This window comes from Vibrio sp. Sgm 5 (assembly GCF_026241575.1).
Classification (GTDB): Bacteria; Pseudomonadota; Gammaproteobacteria; order Enterobacterales; family Vibrionaceae; genus Vibrio; species Vibrio jasicida.
On sequence record NZ_JAPHPY010000005.1, the window covers coordinates 1 to 15,128 of the forward strand.

The 15,128-nt window shown below is 43.0% G+C and carries 14 protein-coding genes; 1 reads left to right on the plus strand and 13 read right to left on the minus strand.

Annotated elements, in window-relative coordinates; all coding sequences use genetic code 11:
• Positions 1–244: 244 nt before the first annotated feature.
• The 11 genes from OQJ86_RS04025 to OQJ86_RS04075 all read right to left on the minus strand — a co-directional run bounded on the left by OQJ86_RS04025 (position 245) and on the right by OQJ86_RS04075 (position 11,522).
• Positions 245–553, minus strand: a complete 309-nt coding sequence (locus OQJ86_RS04025) for a hypothetical protein (protein WP_265986594.1) — start codon at positions 551–553, stop codon at positions 245–247.
• A gap of 32 nt (positions 554–585) precedes the next feature.
• Positions 586–1,761, minus strand: a complete 1,176-nt coding sequence (locus OQJ86_RS04030) for a tetratricopeptide repeat protein (RefSeq protein ID WP_265986595.1) — start codon at positions 1,759–1,761, stop codon at positions 586–588.
• A 1,112-nt stretch (positions 1,762–2,873) separates the two neighbouring features.
• Entirely contained in the window at positions 2,874–3,029 is a 156-nt protein-coding gene (locus OQJ86_RS04035; RefSeq protein WP_080774323.1) for a YoaH family protein, read from the minus strand.
• Positions 3,030–3,071: 42 nt separating this feature from the next.
• Positions 3,072–4,193 (minus strand): conjugal transfer protein TraF, encoded by a 1,122-nt coding sequence (locus OQJ86_RS04040; RefSeq protein ID WP_265986598.1) that lies wholly within the window; start codon positions 4,191–4,193, stop codon positions 3,072–3,074.
• 59 nt (positions 4,194–4,252) lie between these two features.
• Positions 4,253–5,134, minus strand: a complete 882-nt coding sequence (locus tag OQJ86_RS04045; protein WP_038870714.1) for a DUF2861 family protein — start codon at positions 5,132–5,134, stop codon at positions 4,253–4,255.
• A gap of 9 nt (positions 5,135–5,143) precedes the next feature.
• Positions 5,144–5,806, minus strand: coding sequence for a response regulator transcription factor VxrB (gene vxrB / locus OQJ86_RS04050; protein ID WP_038870712.1), 663 nt, complete (start codon positions 5,804–5,806; stop codon positions 5,144–5,146).
• The gene (gene vxrA / locus OQJ86_RS04055) at positions 5,781–7,202 is read right to left on the minus strand and encodes a sensor histidine kinase VxrA (protein WP_161625078.1); all 1,422 of its coding nucleotides are present in this window, start codon (positions 7,200–7,202) and stop codon (positions 5,781–5,783) included. The genes vxrB and vxrA overlap by 26 nt, the downstream gene beginning before the upstream one ends.
• Before the next feature lie 220 nt (positions 7,203–7,422).
• Positions 7,423–8,817 (minus strand): Re/Si-specific NAD(P)(+) transhydrogenase subunit beta, encoded by a 1,395-nt coding sequence (gene pntB, locus OQJ86_RS04060; RefSeq protein WP_038877385.1) that lies wholly within the window; start codon positions 8,815–8,817, stop codon positions 7,423–7,425.
• A gap of 12 nt (positions 8,818–8,829) precedes the next feature.
• A complete protein-coding gene (locus OQJ86_RS04065) occupies positions 8,830–10,386 on the minus strand; it encodes a Re/Si-specific NAD(P)(+) transhydrogenase subunit alpha (RefSeq protein ID WP_265986601.1) in 1,557 nt (518 codons plus the stop codon).
• A gap of 435 nt (positions 10,387–10,821) precedes the next feature.
• Positions 10,822–11,103, minus strand: a complete 282-nt coding sequence (locus tag OQJ86_RS04070; protein ID WP_038877383.1) for an HlyU family transcriptional regulator — start codon at positions 11,101–11,103, stop codon at positions 10,822–10,824.
• A 50-nt stretch (positions 11,104–11,153) separates the two neighbouring features.
• Positions 11,154–11,522 carry a late competence development ComFB family protein gene (locus OQJ86_RS04075; protein WP_038870703.1) on the minus strand — a complete coding sequence of 123 codons (369 nt, stop codon included), beginning with the start codon at positions 11,520–11,522 and terminating at the stop codon, positions 11,154–11,156.
• Positions 11,523–11,777: 255 nt separating this feature from the next.
• Between OQJ86_RS04075 and OQJ86_RS04080 the strand changes: the two genes are divergently transcribed.
• The gene (locus OQJ86_RS04080) at positions 11,778–13,022 is read left to right on the plus strand and encodes a GGDEF domain-containing protein (RefSeq protein WP_038870701.1); all 1,245 of its coding nucleotides are present in this window, start codon (positions 11,778–11,780) and stop codon (positions 13,020–13,022) included.
• 45 nt (positions 13,023–13,067) lie between these two features.
• Here the strand turns inward: OQJ86_RS04080 and OQJ86_RS04085 are convergent, their stop codons facing one another.
• Both OQJ86_RS04085 and OQJ86_RS04090 read right to left on the minus strand, forming a co-directional pair.
• Positions 13,068–14,042 carry a Solitary outer membrane autotransporter beta-barrel domain gene (locus tag OQJ86_RS04085; protein WP_052486864.1) on the minus strand — a complete coding sequence of 325 codons (975 nt, stop codon included), beginning with the start codon at positions 14,040–14,042 and terminating at the stop codon, positions 13,068–13,070.
• A gap of 129 nt (positions 14,043–14,171) precedes the next feature.
• Positions 14,172–15,122, minus strand: a complete 951-nt coding sequence (locus OQJ86_RS04090; RefSeq protein WP_042601472.1) for a Solitary outer membrane autotransporter beta-barrel domain — start codon at positions 15,120–15,122, stop codon at positions 14,172–14,174.
• Between the last annotated feature and the right edge of the window lie 6 nt (positions 15,123–15,128).

Here is a 15,128-nt window from a genome sequence, read left to right on the forward strand (position 1 = left end):
ACGCTCAAGTTGGCGAGACTTACGCTATGATCAAAGCGCTGAATAAGCTCACAGGGCTCGGTATGCCTGAAACTCAGCATGTTGTTTAAGAACTGCTCAACATGGGGCTGCCATGTCTTCCAACCGAATTAAGCAACAAAGCCACCAAAAGTCTATCCTGCTAAAGAAAACGTCTTACCGTTTTAAGGCGGCCGTCGAATGAAAGCCGCCGAATGGATACCAGCAAAAAATAAGAAGCTATGAATCACCTTTTTGTAAATTTAACTGTTGAGTCGTCGGAATCTTTCGTTGAAAAAAGAAACAGCACACCTTTTTCGACAAAGCCTAAACACGAAAAATCAACGTCAACATTAGATGATAGATATGAATATTTTTCATTCGGATAGTTTTTTTTAAATCTACCCTGTATCGTTGAGCCAGTTACTGTGCCTGTTAAGTGGAAATTGGCTCTAACTTGAGTTTTTTCTTCATCTTTATATGTTGTCCATTGAGCATCAATGTTAGTACCTTCAAGAGTCACTTCTATGTTGTCTTCATTGAGCCAAGTGTCCAATAATTCTGTCTTATCTCCTAAATAGTAACTATCTATGTATTTACGATAATTGTTTTGCTTTTTCGTGCTTTTTTCAGAAATTCACGCCATTTTTCGTGCTCGGTTTCTCGTTTGGACTCTATTGCTGAAATTAGCTTGTGTACATTGACATGAGGATCTTGAAGCGTTAATGCTTTATGGGCTAATTCACTTGCTTCTTCTATGAACCCAGCCCCCAGAAGCGCATACCCTTGATTGGTTAAAGCAAGAGAATCATCCAGCTCTATAGCTCTAGAATAGCTATTTATTGCCTTAATGTTGAAGTTGGCTTGCTTTGTAGCTACACCTAAATTATTCCAAGCGCCTGCGCTTTTGGGGTGTCGCTTAGTTAATACGTTGTAGTTAACTATGGACAAGTCATTTAGCCCACTTTCAGATGCTTGATAAGCTGCATTGAATAATCGCGATTCGCTTTCAGGATTGTATTGTGCGGTTTTATCTAAGCAGTAAGACGCTTCTTTTTTGTTTCCTAATTTTGTCTCTACGTCTGCTAAGTCAACAAATATATCAGCTTTTTGCTCATTGTTGATTGCTATTGATAGTGCGCCAACTAATGTATTTTTGGCTTTATTTAGCTCGTCATTATCAGCATATGCTTGGGCTAGTTTTATTTTAGCATCAACAATCAACTCTTCGTCAGTTAATCCCTTAGTGAAATCAAGCCATAAATTTTTAGCCCTTTCGGTTTGGTCATCAAAAGCTAGCCCTTTTGATAACCATGATAAGGAATCAAACTTTTGTCTGGCATCGGTAGCTTTGTTCATGTGGGCTTCCAATTCATTGAGCACGTCTGAACCATTGCCGTGATTAAACTGTAAGAATAGAAAGAAACTTTTATCTCTATATGACTTTTCTAGGTCATCTATTTCATTAACGTGTTTCTTGAAAACACATTTGGCCTCTTCCAAATCGTCGACAATTAACGCACTAATTACTAAGTCTACCCAATGATTTTGTTTTTCTTCACTTGGTAGTTGTTCGGGTTCTTCATTGCTTTCAGGCTTAGTACTGCTTTCTTCGCTAACCGGGAATGACTTTTCTTTTTCTTCTACGTCAATCACCATATCGCGAATTTGAACATTTTTGGTTCTATCTATCAGTCGGACAATGGGTTTGTAGAAAATTAATAAAGCTACGATACCGAGAATCAGTGCGACAACCCATCCCATATTGTCTCCCAATATAGATAGTAATTTGACTTGTAAATCCAATGGCTTGTTATCCTAAGTACGTTTGGATGTAATCCTTACATTTTATAATGACTTAGATGCGTAGTATAGGGAAATATAAAAGCCGAACCCCATCGCTAAGGTTCGGCTTTTTAGTTGGCTTCTCACTGATCATGGAAACGTATGTAGTAACATTTTCGAAGCCGTCTAGGTCAATAGACGTGCCTAAGGTATCGGTTCAGCGCACGTTGTGTAAATCATCATTAATGCAGGTCTGAACTAGATCGAAAGGTTTAAGCGCTTATTAGATTCTACTTACATATTGTTTAGACACACTATACATAACTCGTCTCTCCTGCCGCTTTTATCTGGCCCTCAAAACTAACTAAGTATCTACCATGCAGCAAAAGGCTTAAGAACTAAATGCAAACTTTACTCATCAATAGTTCACCCCATTTAGAATCTCAATTTCAATCCTATAACGTTACAGTGTAATACGTAAGTAAAATTGCGTTTATATCTCTAATGTAGGCCAGTGATCATTTTTTGAAAAAAGTTGCGCTCATTCCATCTAAATCTCACGTTGAAAAACACCGTTTACTCATTCTCATTTTCTGTTTTAAGTACGGTTTTAGATTTGGTTCGGTTTTAGTCCGCAAGTACTCACTGTTTCCATAAGTACCATTTTATATGTCTAAATTTTCTGCGAATCAAAGTGACGGCGTCTCTTTTATGTTTTTGCAGAATATTTCACTATTGGATATGGTCATTGAATTCGTCACTGTAATTAAATTACAGAACGAGGTGGGAGTGTTTTATTGCTTGAATGATTATCCCGAGTTAAGTGATTGTATTTAAGGGATTATGTTTAATTTGCTGTGCTTGCGCAGTGTTTTTGCCTGCATTTCAAAAGTGACAGTTAATGGTGGCTAGTAAAATTTTACTAACTTATTGTGGTAGGTGTTTCTACTCCACTTTTGAACTGCTTGGTTACGTGGTAACGTTGAATTTGTTTAAGGTAGTGTGGTGAAAAGACGGGGAGCTGTTTGATTTAGCGATATATGTGAGGGGCGTAAAAAAAGCAGGGTCTGTGCCCTGCTCTTTGTAATTTCTTAGTCTTGTTTCTTCGCGGCGTATTCTGCTCGAATTTGCTGGGCTACGATCTTAATCGCTTCTGCGGTACTGGTACCCTTCTGCATTAATTCTTGAATACGTTCTACAGCTTGTTGCTGTTCTTGATGAGACAGAGGTGGTAAATCGTCAAACATAAAAAAGCTCCTCAATATGAGGAGCTGACTATAACGGCTCGCTTAGTAGGTCGCAAGGAAATTAATCGAAGCACCCATTGCGTTTTCATTGGTATATTGCGCTGCAATATCAAGTTCGATTAAGTTCAAAGGTGACAAACCAATACCCGCCGTGATCGTTCCCTCGTCATCTGAACGTGCAAGGATTTTCATGTATCCCCCACGCAGTGCTAGCTGACGAAGTACGTCAATTTCAAAACCGGCTCGAACCATTTGCGTGTTGTCATCAAAGGTAGAGAACTTCTTCTCTTCATTCAAATCGTAGTCAACGCTGAAGCTGAAGTAATCTGCGACATATCCGGCACCTACGGTGTAGACTGGTCGCATACTGTATTCGTAGGATTGAATGGTATCGCCGTTGTAGGTGAAAGATTTCGTTTTCACGTCGCGACCGATTAAGTTTTTCGCTGAAATACCTAAACGGTAAGGACCAAAGAACCACAATGCACCTGCATCAAGGTTAAACATGGTTTCTGCAGTTTCATTTTCACGCAAATCTTTGGTATCGAACGCAGCAAAGCTTGTTGCGTAAGAGTAAGTGTAGATGCGCTGTAGTTTTGGTGTAATACCAAACGACAAATGCTGATTCATGAAGTTGGTGTATTTAGCGAGGGAGATCCCCGCTTCTGCCACACCAATAGAGACGCCGCGCACGTAGCTATCATTTAACGGGTCACCACTTGCCGTGTCGATAGTCGGTTCAACGAAAGACTCGGTATATAGTTTTCCGTAAGCTGTTGCAGATAAGAATTTATTCGGAATACCAACGGCGACGACACCACCAAGGTCAAAATCCATCTTTTGTCCGTTAATCGCGTCTAAGGAGTTTACGATTTCTGTTGGATCGGTCAGCTTACCTATGCGTTCGATTTCGTCGATTAAACCGTCTTGATCGTTATAGTTAACGCCAAAACTTGGCACGATCATACCTGCATCATCATTACGACGGTAGATTGCCGTTAATGCCGGGTTAAAGAATGGTGCAGTTAGGTAAGAGGCTGATACGGTTCCTACTCCACCCATTGCGTCACTACGAGCTTCGATTGCGTAAGTGCCAGCAAAAGCAGCGCTAGAGCATAACGCTGCTGTGATGGTCGTGGTTAAAATTTTGAATTGTGTCTTCATACTACACTTGTTATTTCGTTCGTCCTGAACTTATATCGGCACAAGTGTAATTTCTTTAGCTATTCTTCGAGAGAAACATCATAAGTTCGGCTAATAGTTTGAGCCTGCTCAACAATAATGTCACCTTGCCAACGTCGACTGTTAATGCTCACAGCTAACACATATCGGTCATTAGGGATTCCATCTAATTCAAGAGAATTTGGGTAATTAGATTCGTATGTCTTTTTCCATACTTGGTCATATTGACCTTCGACATAATCATAAAGGCCGACTTCTAGCTGTGGTAGCGGACAATGTGGGTTCCGTAGCGCGCTCTTCTCTACCTTCCAGTTCTCTTTTGAAGTCCAACGAACATATTGTGTCGAGTTTGAATCGCCTAAAATCACCCATGTACGGTAAGTACGTTTGTCTTTTGTCGTCACTGATAAGTGATATAAGCCCGCATCCAACTTGCCGGTTAGATTGTAGCGTTTTAAAAAGCTGCGTTCATTTGCCAGTTCTGCGCCTTCCGGTTGCTCTTCAAAATTGAATGAGCTGTCTGCAGAGATCGTACTGTCGACCCAACGGCGGAAAGAGATGTCTTCAATATCCGTTGTTGCACGCAGTTTAACGACAAGTCGATAAGTATCTCTGCCTGGGCTTTGGATGGTTTGTCGAATAACGTTAATGCCGCTTATCCAATCAGGAAGCGTGACACCTGTTAATGATTTGCCGCAGTCTCTAGAAAGTGATTGTGCTAATAAATCATTGAGGTGCGGTGTGAGTTCTTTGTTTGGTTCACTTTGCCATAGTTCGACAAGGGAATTGAACATGCCACCAAGGTCATCTTCGAGCAGATGCTGGTGAGCTTGTGTCAGTGGTGTATTAGTTTGAAACCAGTCCGTAGCTTGGACTGGTTTCACTAATAGCAATGAGAGAACTACAGGAAGTAGTGTTTTCATTCTTTGCCGTTACGCTTTCATCTTGTAACCAACGCCACGTAGCGTTTCGATTTCTAGCCCCGGTAGCTTTTGACGTAACTGAAGTACGTGAGTATCTACAGTACGCGTTGTTGGGAAATGGTTGTAACCCCAAACGTGATCTAATAATTCATCACGTGTAAATACGCGTCCTAAGTTAGATGCCAAGAACAGCAGTAGATCGAACTCGGTACGAGTCAGTGTGATCATTTCACCTTGGAATACGACTTCGCGAGTTGCGCGGTCGATCTCAAGGTCTTTGGTCATCACTTTGTCTGCATTACCCTGTTCCGCTGAATCTGGTGCGCGAAGTTGTGCTCGGATACGCGCAAACAGTTCCGCTTCTGCAAATGGCTTTGTTAAGTAATCGTTCGCACCAGAATCTAAACCCGCAACTTTATCTTTTACAGTAACCAGTGCAGTAAGAAGGATTACAGGGATATCTTTAATTTTTTTCCATTCAGGAAGAGATTGTACTGAGTCGCCGTCTGGTAGTTGGCGGTCCAGAATGACTAAGTCAGCCTTTTTCCATTGTGGCTCAACGTCTGAAATACGCTCCACATGTAAACACTCATATCCTGCTTGTTCCAGGCTTACTAACAGGCCGTCAGCCAAGTTTTTATCGTCCTCAACGAGAAGCAGTGTCTGTTTCACAAGGTATCTCCAATATAAAGGTTGTAGGTGGTCCCATTAGGGACATTTTTCCGCCCATGCGGCCTACCATTGATTCAACTATTGTTAATCCAAGCCCTAGTCCGCTCTTACTTACGAACGGCTTTCTTAGGTTTGCCCAATCTTTTGCAGTTAAACTGCCGGCATCTATGACTTGGATAATGATTTTATCCGCACTGGTTTCTACACATAGTTCGACCGGTGCTTTACCGTACTTCAATGCGTTTCGTAGCAAGTTATCGATACAGGTTCCGAGCCAATACACGTTAACTTTAGCAGCTACATCTTCGTTTATTTTGAAAAGTACAGCGTTATCAAATTCTTCTTCAATCTTATATTCTAGCCATTCTGCAACAGAAGGAACCCAGTCTGTTGCAAGCATTTGGTTATCAGATTGCAAATAATCTTTACTTGCCTCTGCTAACTGGCGTAATCGGCGCGTATCTTCGCATAATCGACGAAATTCGTCGTAAACGGTTTCTGGAAGATGTTCGAACTCACGACGGAAACCTTCAACGGTTAAAGACAAAGACGCAATCGGCGTTCTTAGTTCGTGAGTAAGAATTTGCAGCACCAACATGCGACTGCGCATTTCTTCTCGTTTGCTGTTCCAGCGATACACTGCCCAGCCGATCACCAATAAGATGTTGGCAATCACAAGAATGATCATGCTGATCCGCAACACTTGCGAGTGATCTTCTACATCCCAACAAATGTTACCGCGTTTCACAAAGCAGCTTCGGCTTTCTGATGCGAGTCCGTAAGACAGACCAGCATTCGCAACGTTTTCTTGCCAAACATTTTTAGAGAAAACGAAGTAGTGATCACCGCGGCGTAGCCAAAGCTCCTTCCCTTCAATGAACATGCTTGCACCAGCGATGAGTGCGTTTATTGCATCATCATCCATGCTTTGCAAGCTTTCTAGCAGTTCGTCGCCATCGTCGTTAGTGCGCTCTTTAATGTGCATGTACTGTGCAAGCTTAGGGCGCAGTTCTGGATATTTCTCAGCGTAACGAGCTGCGTAAGTGCCGCCTCCTGGGTGAATTAACCCACTACGAGAAAACCAACGTGGTGTGAGTTGCGTTCCTTTACATAAGGCACGAGTAAACACCAAAGGTTCCGTAATTAAAGGACTTAACGGCAGTTTTCCGCGACATGTGTTCGCCAGGCGATACAGCTGTTGAATGTCTTTTAGCGGATAATCGGCCGTTTGTGGCAACATTGAGTCCGGTGAAAGCAACTTGGTTGGGTAGTTCGATTGCAGTATGCGTATATCATACGATTTAAGAGCCACTTCATAATTAAATAGCTCTGTAAACGTATCTATTCGTTCTGGTAATGAATCTGCAAATGCGCTTGCCGAGAAAAGTGGCAGCATTAAGGCAGAACGGAGCAAAAACTGTTTAATCAAACTGTTACCGGTACTTGTTACATTAGCCAGAACTATACATCAATCTAAAAACAAATGACATTAGGCAGCTTAAGGATTTGCAGTACTATAACATTGAAAGCCCACAAAAAAAGGCCAGCGAATGCTGGCCTTGATGAGTTTTAAAGCAAATACTTCCTTTCGAAGCAGATGCTGATGTCCCCTACGCTTACAGTGCTTTAGAGATTGCTTCTACGCTCTCTTTCGCATCACCGAACAACATCGATGTATTCTCTTTAAAGAACAGTGGGTTTTGAACGCCTGCGTAACCTGTATTCATTGAACGCTTGAATACGATGACATTTTGCGCATTCCAAACTTCTAATACTGGCATACCAGCAATCGGGCTGTTTGGATCTTCTAGTGCCGCTGGGTTTACTGTGTCGTTTGCGCCGATGACCAGAACCGTATCTGTTGCTGGGAAGTCGTCATTGATTTCGTCCATTTCTAGTACGATGTCATACGGTACTTTCGCTTCAGCCAATAGAACGTTCATGTGACCAGGTAGACGGCCAGCTACTGGGTGAATACCAAAGCGAACTTCAATGCCTTGAGCTCGTAGCTTGTCTGTGATCTCATGTACTGGGTATTGAGCTTGTGCCACTGCCATCCCGTATCCTGGGGTGATGATTACGGACTTCGAGTTTTTCAGCATTTCAGCAACTTCTTCAGCTGATGTTTCGCGATGTTCCCCCTGTTCTTCATCACTTGAAATCACTACTTCTTGACCGAAGCCGCCTGCAATTACGCTTACAAACGATCGGTTCATTGCTTTACACATGATGTAAGAAAGGATGGCACCTGAAGAACCAACCAGCGCACCAGTCACGATCAATAGATCGTTTGCTAGCATGAAGCCTGCTGCCGCAGCCGCCCAACCGGAGTATGAGTTCAGCATTGAAACAACAACTGGCATATCTGCACCACCGATTGATGCCACTAAGTGGTAACCGAATGCAAAAGCAATCAGTGTCATCAAGATCAGTGCGAACATGCTGCCGTCTGCTTTTACGAAGTAAATCATAAGCAGTGTTGAAACAACGATCGCAGCGAGGTTCATCTTGTGTTTGTGAGGTAGGTTAAGTGGTGAAGAAGAAATGATCCCACGAAGCTTACCAAACGCTACGATAGAACCAGTAAAGGTTACCGCACCGATGAACACACCAAGGAATACTTCTACAAGGTGGATAACGTGCTCTGCGTGAATACCAGCAAGATCTGTTGATACTGGTGCTGGTGGCTCTAGGTAGCTGTTGTAACCAACAAGTACCGCGGCCATACCCACGAAGCTATGTAGAATCGCAACCAATTCTGGCATTTCTGTCATTTCTACTTTCTTCGCGTAGTGGATACCAATACCACCACCGATCACCATCGCGATGATGACCCATGCAAAGCCTTCGGCACTTGGGCTGAAAATTGTCGCAATAAGCGCAATTGCCATACCAGCAATACCGTAGTAGTTACCATTTCGTGCTGATTCTTGTTTAGAAAGTCCCGCGAGACTTAAGATGAAAAATAGCGCAGCAATAATGTATGCCGCTTGTACTAATCCTGCAGACATTGGTAACTCCTATTATTTGTCTTTGCGGAACATTTCAAGCATACGTTTGGTCACAGTAAAGCCACCAAAGATGTTTATGCTTGCAATGAGAACAGCAATGAATGATAGGAAGGTAACTACACCATTACCTTGACCAATTTGCAGTAGCGCACCCACTACGATGATGCCGGAAATCGCGTTTGTTACCGACATAAGTGGTGTATGCAGTGCGTGAGTCACGTTCCAAACTACGTAGTAACCTACCACACACGCCAATACGAAAACGGTGAAGTGTGATAGGAATGCAGCCGGAGCGACTGATGCAACCCAGCCAAACGCACCCAAACCAATAACCAGTGGTGCGAATTTCTTAACTGGTGAAGTTGGCTCTTCAACTTTCGGCTCTTTTTTGACCGGTTCTTGGGTTTTTGCTTGTGGTTGAGCAGAAACTTGAATCGGTGGTGCTGGCCAAGTGATTTCGCCTTCTTTCACGACGGTCACACCACGTAACACAACGTCTTCAAAGTCGATATCGATGTTGCCATCTTTCTCTTTGCACAACAGTTTTAGAAGGTTTACAAGGTTGGTTGCGTAGAGCTGAGAAGATTGCGTTGGCAGACGGCCTACCATGTCAGTGTAACCAACGATTTTTACGCCATTGGCTGTCGTGATGACTTTGTCTTTTTCTGTATATTCACAGTTACCGCCATTGGCAGCCGCCAGATCAACGATCACGCTGCCCGCTTTCATGCTGTCGACCATTTCTTTGGTGATCAACGTCGGTGCTGGGCGGCCAGGAATTAGCGCCGTAGTGATGATGATATCAACATCTTTCGCTTGCTCAGCGTATAGCTCAGCCGCTTTCTTGTTGAACTCATCAGACATTTCTTTGGCGTAACCGTCACCTGAGCCTGAGTCTTCTTTGAAATCTACCGTCAGGAACTCAGCGCCCATCGATTCGACTTGTTCTTTCACTTCAGGACGAACGTCGAAAGAACGAACGATTGCGCCAAGGCTACCAGCCGCACCGATTGCTGCAAGTCCTGCGACACCTGCACCTGCAACTAACACTTTAGCTGGTGGTACTTTACCAGCGGCAGTAATTTGGCCAGTGAAGAAACGACCGAATTCATGAGCAGCTTCAACCACTGCTCGGTAACCGGCGATGTTAGCCATAGAAGAGAGTGCGTCTAATGCTTGCGCACGTGAGATACGAGGAACGGAGTCCATTGCGAGAACGTTGATGTTCTTGCTTGAGAGCTGTTCCATTAACTCCGCGTTTTGCGCTGGCCAGATAAAGCTAACCAATGTTGCGCCATCTTGTAACAACGCGATCTCATCGATGCCACTTTCTTCATCAACATGAGGCGCATTCACTTTAAGAATTAAGCCTGATTGCCATACTTCGTCGCTAGATACAATTGTCGCCCCTGCTGCTTCATAAGCCGCATTGTCGAAACTGGCTAGCACCCCCGCTTGTGATTCGATTGCGACATCGAACCCCAACTTAATTAACTGCTCAACCGATTTAGGTGATGCAGCTACTCGCGATTCACCCGCGAGTATTTCTCTAGGTACACCGATTTGCAAAACGCATACTCCTTGTATACATATCAATAATTAGTCCCAAAACAGAGCGTTGCTCTACTCTAATTCTTTTTTATTTCTATCTGTTTACTACGCAAGAAAACGCAAACGAATGATGGTGTTTTGGGTCACCCATTTGCACAGTCAAATCTTGACTAACAGCCCTGTTATTCTTCTGTTTTTAACGAACGTCCATCATGACTTCAAGTATTTTGTAATAAAAATACTAAATTTCATTACATATAACGCTAAGTAATGAATAATTCTCTACTTCGCGCTGAAAAATAACAACGATTAGCGCCACTAGACAGAGGTCTAACCAGATGAATGTTAAGTGGTTAATTTAACAGGTAATTAAGCCACAAAAAGAAAGAGAGCCATCAGCATATACACTAATGGCTCTCTTGGAGATGATTCGAATCAAGTTGCAGTGAGTTCTTAATTGAAGATTTTTTCACCCATTTGGTCGATGAACATCTGCGCTTTTTTCAGCATCAGCTCATTGGCGTCTTGTTCTGATCCTATCAAGTCGGAACGAATAAAGCGGTGGGTTTTCACTTCTCCATCGAACTCTTTCTCAATCCGTCCTGCAATGCGGTACTGACCACCTTCTGAAATACTCTCTTGGTAAATCAAAAAGCCTTTATATTCGACGGGGTCTACGGTTTTAACTGCGGCAGTTTTATCACCACCACCAAACAAGCGCGAAAAGAATCCCACAATTCCTCCTTGGGCATGCCTTATCTATTTGAGACTGATTAAGACACTCATTACTTAATGTTGACGTTGAGAATTGGCTTCTCAAACCAATCCAGTTCTTTGTCTTCATCATAACTGGTATGCGAGAAAATTACAGGTACATCATTGTTACGATTCGTGCGTCGATCTTCTTGCACCATTGCTGCTGCATTTTCTACCGCGATATAGACACTATCTTTAAACTGCGTCAGTTTACGCTCAGGTAGAGCAGACAGAAAATCGATATCATGGCGGATATAAACTGGTTTTAATTGGATCAGCGCCAAGCAAGCGATGTCAGCCAACTGTTCATGATCAAACTGATCGACGTATCGCTCTGAAGAGAGTTCTTGCCCAACGAGTGTCTCCATATAATTGTGTACATCTGAACTGATTTGCATCGATTTTTCTCCTTTGCTCAACACTACGAAATTATAGCAGTCACAACTATCGTGCAACTTGTTGATTGGTCTTAATTTAATCAACCTCTCTCTTTTTGTAATCATCGACTGTAAAACACTTGGAAAATTCGCAAATACACGTATTCTTGTTAGTTTTGAAAGCGTCAGAATATATACTGCCCACACACGGTATTAATTGAATGCTTAATGTAACTCTTTAGATATACTCAACTATTTGCAGGTAATTTGTAGTAGATGGCTTCATCTTTAATGACCTCTCCAGGCTTTCGGTTTCTATTTCCAATTATACTGTTGGGTATGATCAGCTTGGGTATGGATAGCATCATTCAGATGACTCAGTCTAACTGGGGCATTGCTTCGAATTTGCCATATATTTTGTTGGGCTGTGCACTGTTAATGTGTTACTCATTCAAGCAAGGTCGCGAGTCTATGGTTTGCATTGCTATGCTACTTGCCTACTTCGTAATCCAACATCGCCTACAAGTTCCGCTTCAAACGGGAACTGCGCTTTTAGAGCTCACCATTTTAGCGAGTCTTTTACCCGTCTCTTTCCTAGCGGTGTTTCTGTTCAATAAAGAAGGTTTCGATTCCAAAGCCACGTTAGCCTACATTTTTGTGCTGGTTATGTTTGTCTTTTGGTCCTATGTGACGCTGACCTATTACGTAGAAGGTGGATTCGATGAGTGGACCAATGGCATCTTGTTTATTGTTCCCAAGGTTTCCAAACTTCCTCTAGTACTTGTGCTCTATTGTGTTGGTATTGTGTGCTTCCTTGGCATTTTGGTGCTGAAGAAGAATAAGATCATTCACGCGATGACTTACTCTGCGATGGTGTTAGCCTCGGCGACGTTTATCTTCTTCGACGTCCAATATATCTCTAGCACCATGTTTACGCTAACGGGCCTATTGATCATCATTTACTCCACATCGGCGAGCCATCAACTGGCTTTTACTGATAGCTTAACGCTCATTCCTAGCCGTCGTGCGTTGGATCTGGACCTTAAGCATATGGGACGTAAGTTCACCATTGCGATGCTGGATGTTGATCATTTTAAGAAGTTTAATGACACCTACGGCCACGACACCGGTGATGATGTGTTAAAGATGGTGGCTTCGCGCCTAATGAAGACACAAGGTGGTGCAAAGGTGTATCGTTTTGGTGGTGAAGAGTTCACCATTGTCTTTAAAGGTAAGTACACCGAAGACTGCGAAGCTCATGTGGAAGAAGTTCGCGAATTGATTGCTGAATATGAAATGATTCTACGCGATCAAGACAGTCGACCTGATGACAACAAACAAGGCCGCAAAAAGCGCGGAAGTGCTGATTCAAAGAAAAAGACCGTATCTGTCACTGCGAGTTTTGGGGTTGCAGACAGCCGTAGTGCACGAAACCCAACTGACGTAATTAAACTTGCTGATGACGCCCTGTATAAAGCCAAAAAAGCGGGCCGAAACTGTGTGAAGTTCTGCCACGCTTAATTGTCCTATTTTCTGCTTACAAGAGTCGTTGAAATCTGAAAAGCGTTAAACTTGGTTGAAGAACATGACCAAACTACCCCCTTTAAACGCACTGCCATAGTTGAGACTCATCCCTACACCTATGTTCACCACAAATGGGATTTTAATCGGTGGTGTCATAAGCCAACCCATACTCGCTTCATAGTAGTGATCCGTGTTTAACGGTTTCTTGGTATCGCCACCTATGTCAACTCGGTTGAAGCTGGTATAAAACGACTGAACCATGTTTTGCCATATCGCTAGACGGTGAAAGACCTTTACGCCATTAACCCAATACCAGCCTTCAGGGTTAATTACGTTGTCACCTTTTCCGAGATTGACACCAACGCCGTTAAAGTAATGTGGTGAAGACCAAAAGTACCATTGACCAAAATGACCATAAGGGCTGTATTTTAGTGTCGCATTAACCTCGCCGACCATTGCTAACGCGTTGGTATTGACATAAATACCATCGATTTGGTCACGATAATCCTCCAACGTATCACTACGATAAGCGTAATCATTTTGGTAGTACATGATGTGCGTTCCCGCCGCTGCGCCCAACGTGATATTGCGATTCAAATAAGCCTCTTGCTCAACTTCTAAGTAGCCACCCAAAACAAGCTCATCAAGGTCGTCAGGAGTGTCGGCATTTAACGCGGACACTTTTTGTTGAGAAGAAAGCAGGTAGCCTCGCCCGTTCACTTTTGTCTGGTATGGGGAATAACGGTAATTGCTCGCCGGAATACTGAATGGCAACGACAATACGGAGATTTTCTTCCGAAGGTCGACGGATTCGTTATCACCTAAAGAATCATCATCGAGATTGAGGTATTCGTTAGGGTCAAAGTTTGAGAAGCCAAAGGTGAACACATCACTGTCTGAAAGGACAATGCTGGAGGCGAAGTTATAATCGAACTCTTTTTGCAGCTGCTTTTCAACGGTGCTGGAATAAGATGAAGTAGAAGCGAAACACATCGCCAAACAAGCCAACTTACGCATAACTTTTATAGGTTTGTTATTGTCGTTCCATGACTTGGTTTATGTGCTTATGTTCCTATTAAGCAAAATGGGGCGCGATTTTGGCTCGCCGAGTGAGGAAATGCAATGGTTTTCTTTGCCATTGCGGAATTACTCCTGATTAAAGAACAAAACAAGGCTTCCGCCTTTTAGTGCACTGCCGTAATTGACGGACAGGCCGAGACCTATGTTATCAATCCATTCGCTTTTAAACGGTGGTGTCATTAACCAACCAAAGCTTGCTTCATAGTAGTGTGAGGTATTCATCGGTTTACTCGTATCGCCGCCAACATCAACTCGATTGAAACTGGTGTATACAGACTGGACGGTTCTGCCCACTTTGGTGATGTCGTAAAACAATTTGACGCCGTTCACCCAATACCAGCCTTCTGGGTTTCCTATATCGCCATTATTTCCTTCGCCCCAACCCATTCCATAAAAGTAATGTGGCGACGACCAAACGTACCATTTCCCCCAATTTTCATTTTCGAGGTACTTGAGTTCTGCGTTGACCTCTCCGACCAACGCCCAAGCATCGGTATTGAGGTAAACTCCCTCTATATATGGCTTAAGGTTATCGAGCGCATCACTACGGTAGGAATATTCGTTGCGGTAATACATCAGGTGAGCTCCGGCGGCGCCACTCAATGATAGATGTTCTGTGAGTTGGTTTTGTTGTTCAATTTCGGTGTAAGACCCTAAGATAAGCTCTTTGTTTCGATCGGGTACTTTGTCTTCATTGACGGTCACATCTTGGTCGATACCTAACGCATATAATCGACCTTTGAGATTATATTTAACTGGGGCAGTTTTATCTTCAGAAAGAGATAAGTGATAAGGAAGTGTGGACAGCGCAACCTGTTTTCTCAGGTCGACAGAGTCTTGGGTACCAATATCTTCATTATCAATATTAAGATATTTATTGGGGTCGAAATCATGAAAGCCTAAGGTAAAGACATCACTGTCAGAGAGCACAATGCCAATCGCGAAGTTGCGCTCAAACTCTTTTTGTAGCGTTTGCTGTACGGGATTTGCGTGACAAAAACTAGAAGTAAGTGACATTGTCAC

Coding starts and splice junctions, on each gene's coding strand:
- OQJ86_RS04030 (WP_265986595.1), bottom strand. CDS start 1,761: ATGGGATGGGTTGTCGCACTGATTCTCGGTATCGTAGCTTTATTAATT.
- OQJ86_RS04035 (WP_080774323.1), bottom strand. CDS start 3,029: ATGTTTGACGATTTACCACCTCTGTCTCATCAAGAACAGCAACAAGCT.
- OQJ86_RS04040 (WP_265986598.1), bottom strand. CDS start 4,193: ATGAAGACACAATTCAAAATTTTAACCACGACCATCACAGCAGCGTTA.
- OQJ86_RS04045 (WP_038870714.1), bottom strand. CDS start 5,134: ATGAAAACACTACTTCCTGTAGTTCTCTCATTGCTATTAGTGAAACCA.
- vxrA (WP_161625078.1), bottom strand. CDS start 7,202: ATGCTGCCACTTTTCTCGGCAAGCGCATTTGCAGATTCATTACCAGAA.
- pntB (WP_038877385.1), bottom strand. CDS start 8,817: ATGTCTGCAGGATTAGTACAAGCGGCATACATTATTGCTGCGCTATTT.
- OQJ86_RS04075 (WP_038870703.1), bottom strand. CDS start 11,522: ATGCAAATCAGTTCAGATGTACACAATTATATGGAGACACTCGTTGGG.
- OQJ86_RS04080 (WP_038870701.1), top strand. CDS start 11,778: ATGGCTTCATCTTTAATGACCTCTCCAGGCTTTCGGTTTCTATTTCCA.
- OQJ86_RS04085 (WP_052486864.1), bottom strand. CDS start 14,042: ATGCGTAAGTTGGCTTGTTTGGCGATGTGTTTCGCTTCTACTTCATCT.
- OQJ86_RS04090 (WP_042601472.1), bottom strand. CDS start 15,122: ATGTCACTTACTTCTAGTTTTTGTCACGCAAATCCCGTACAGCAAACG.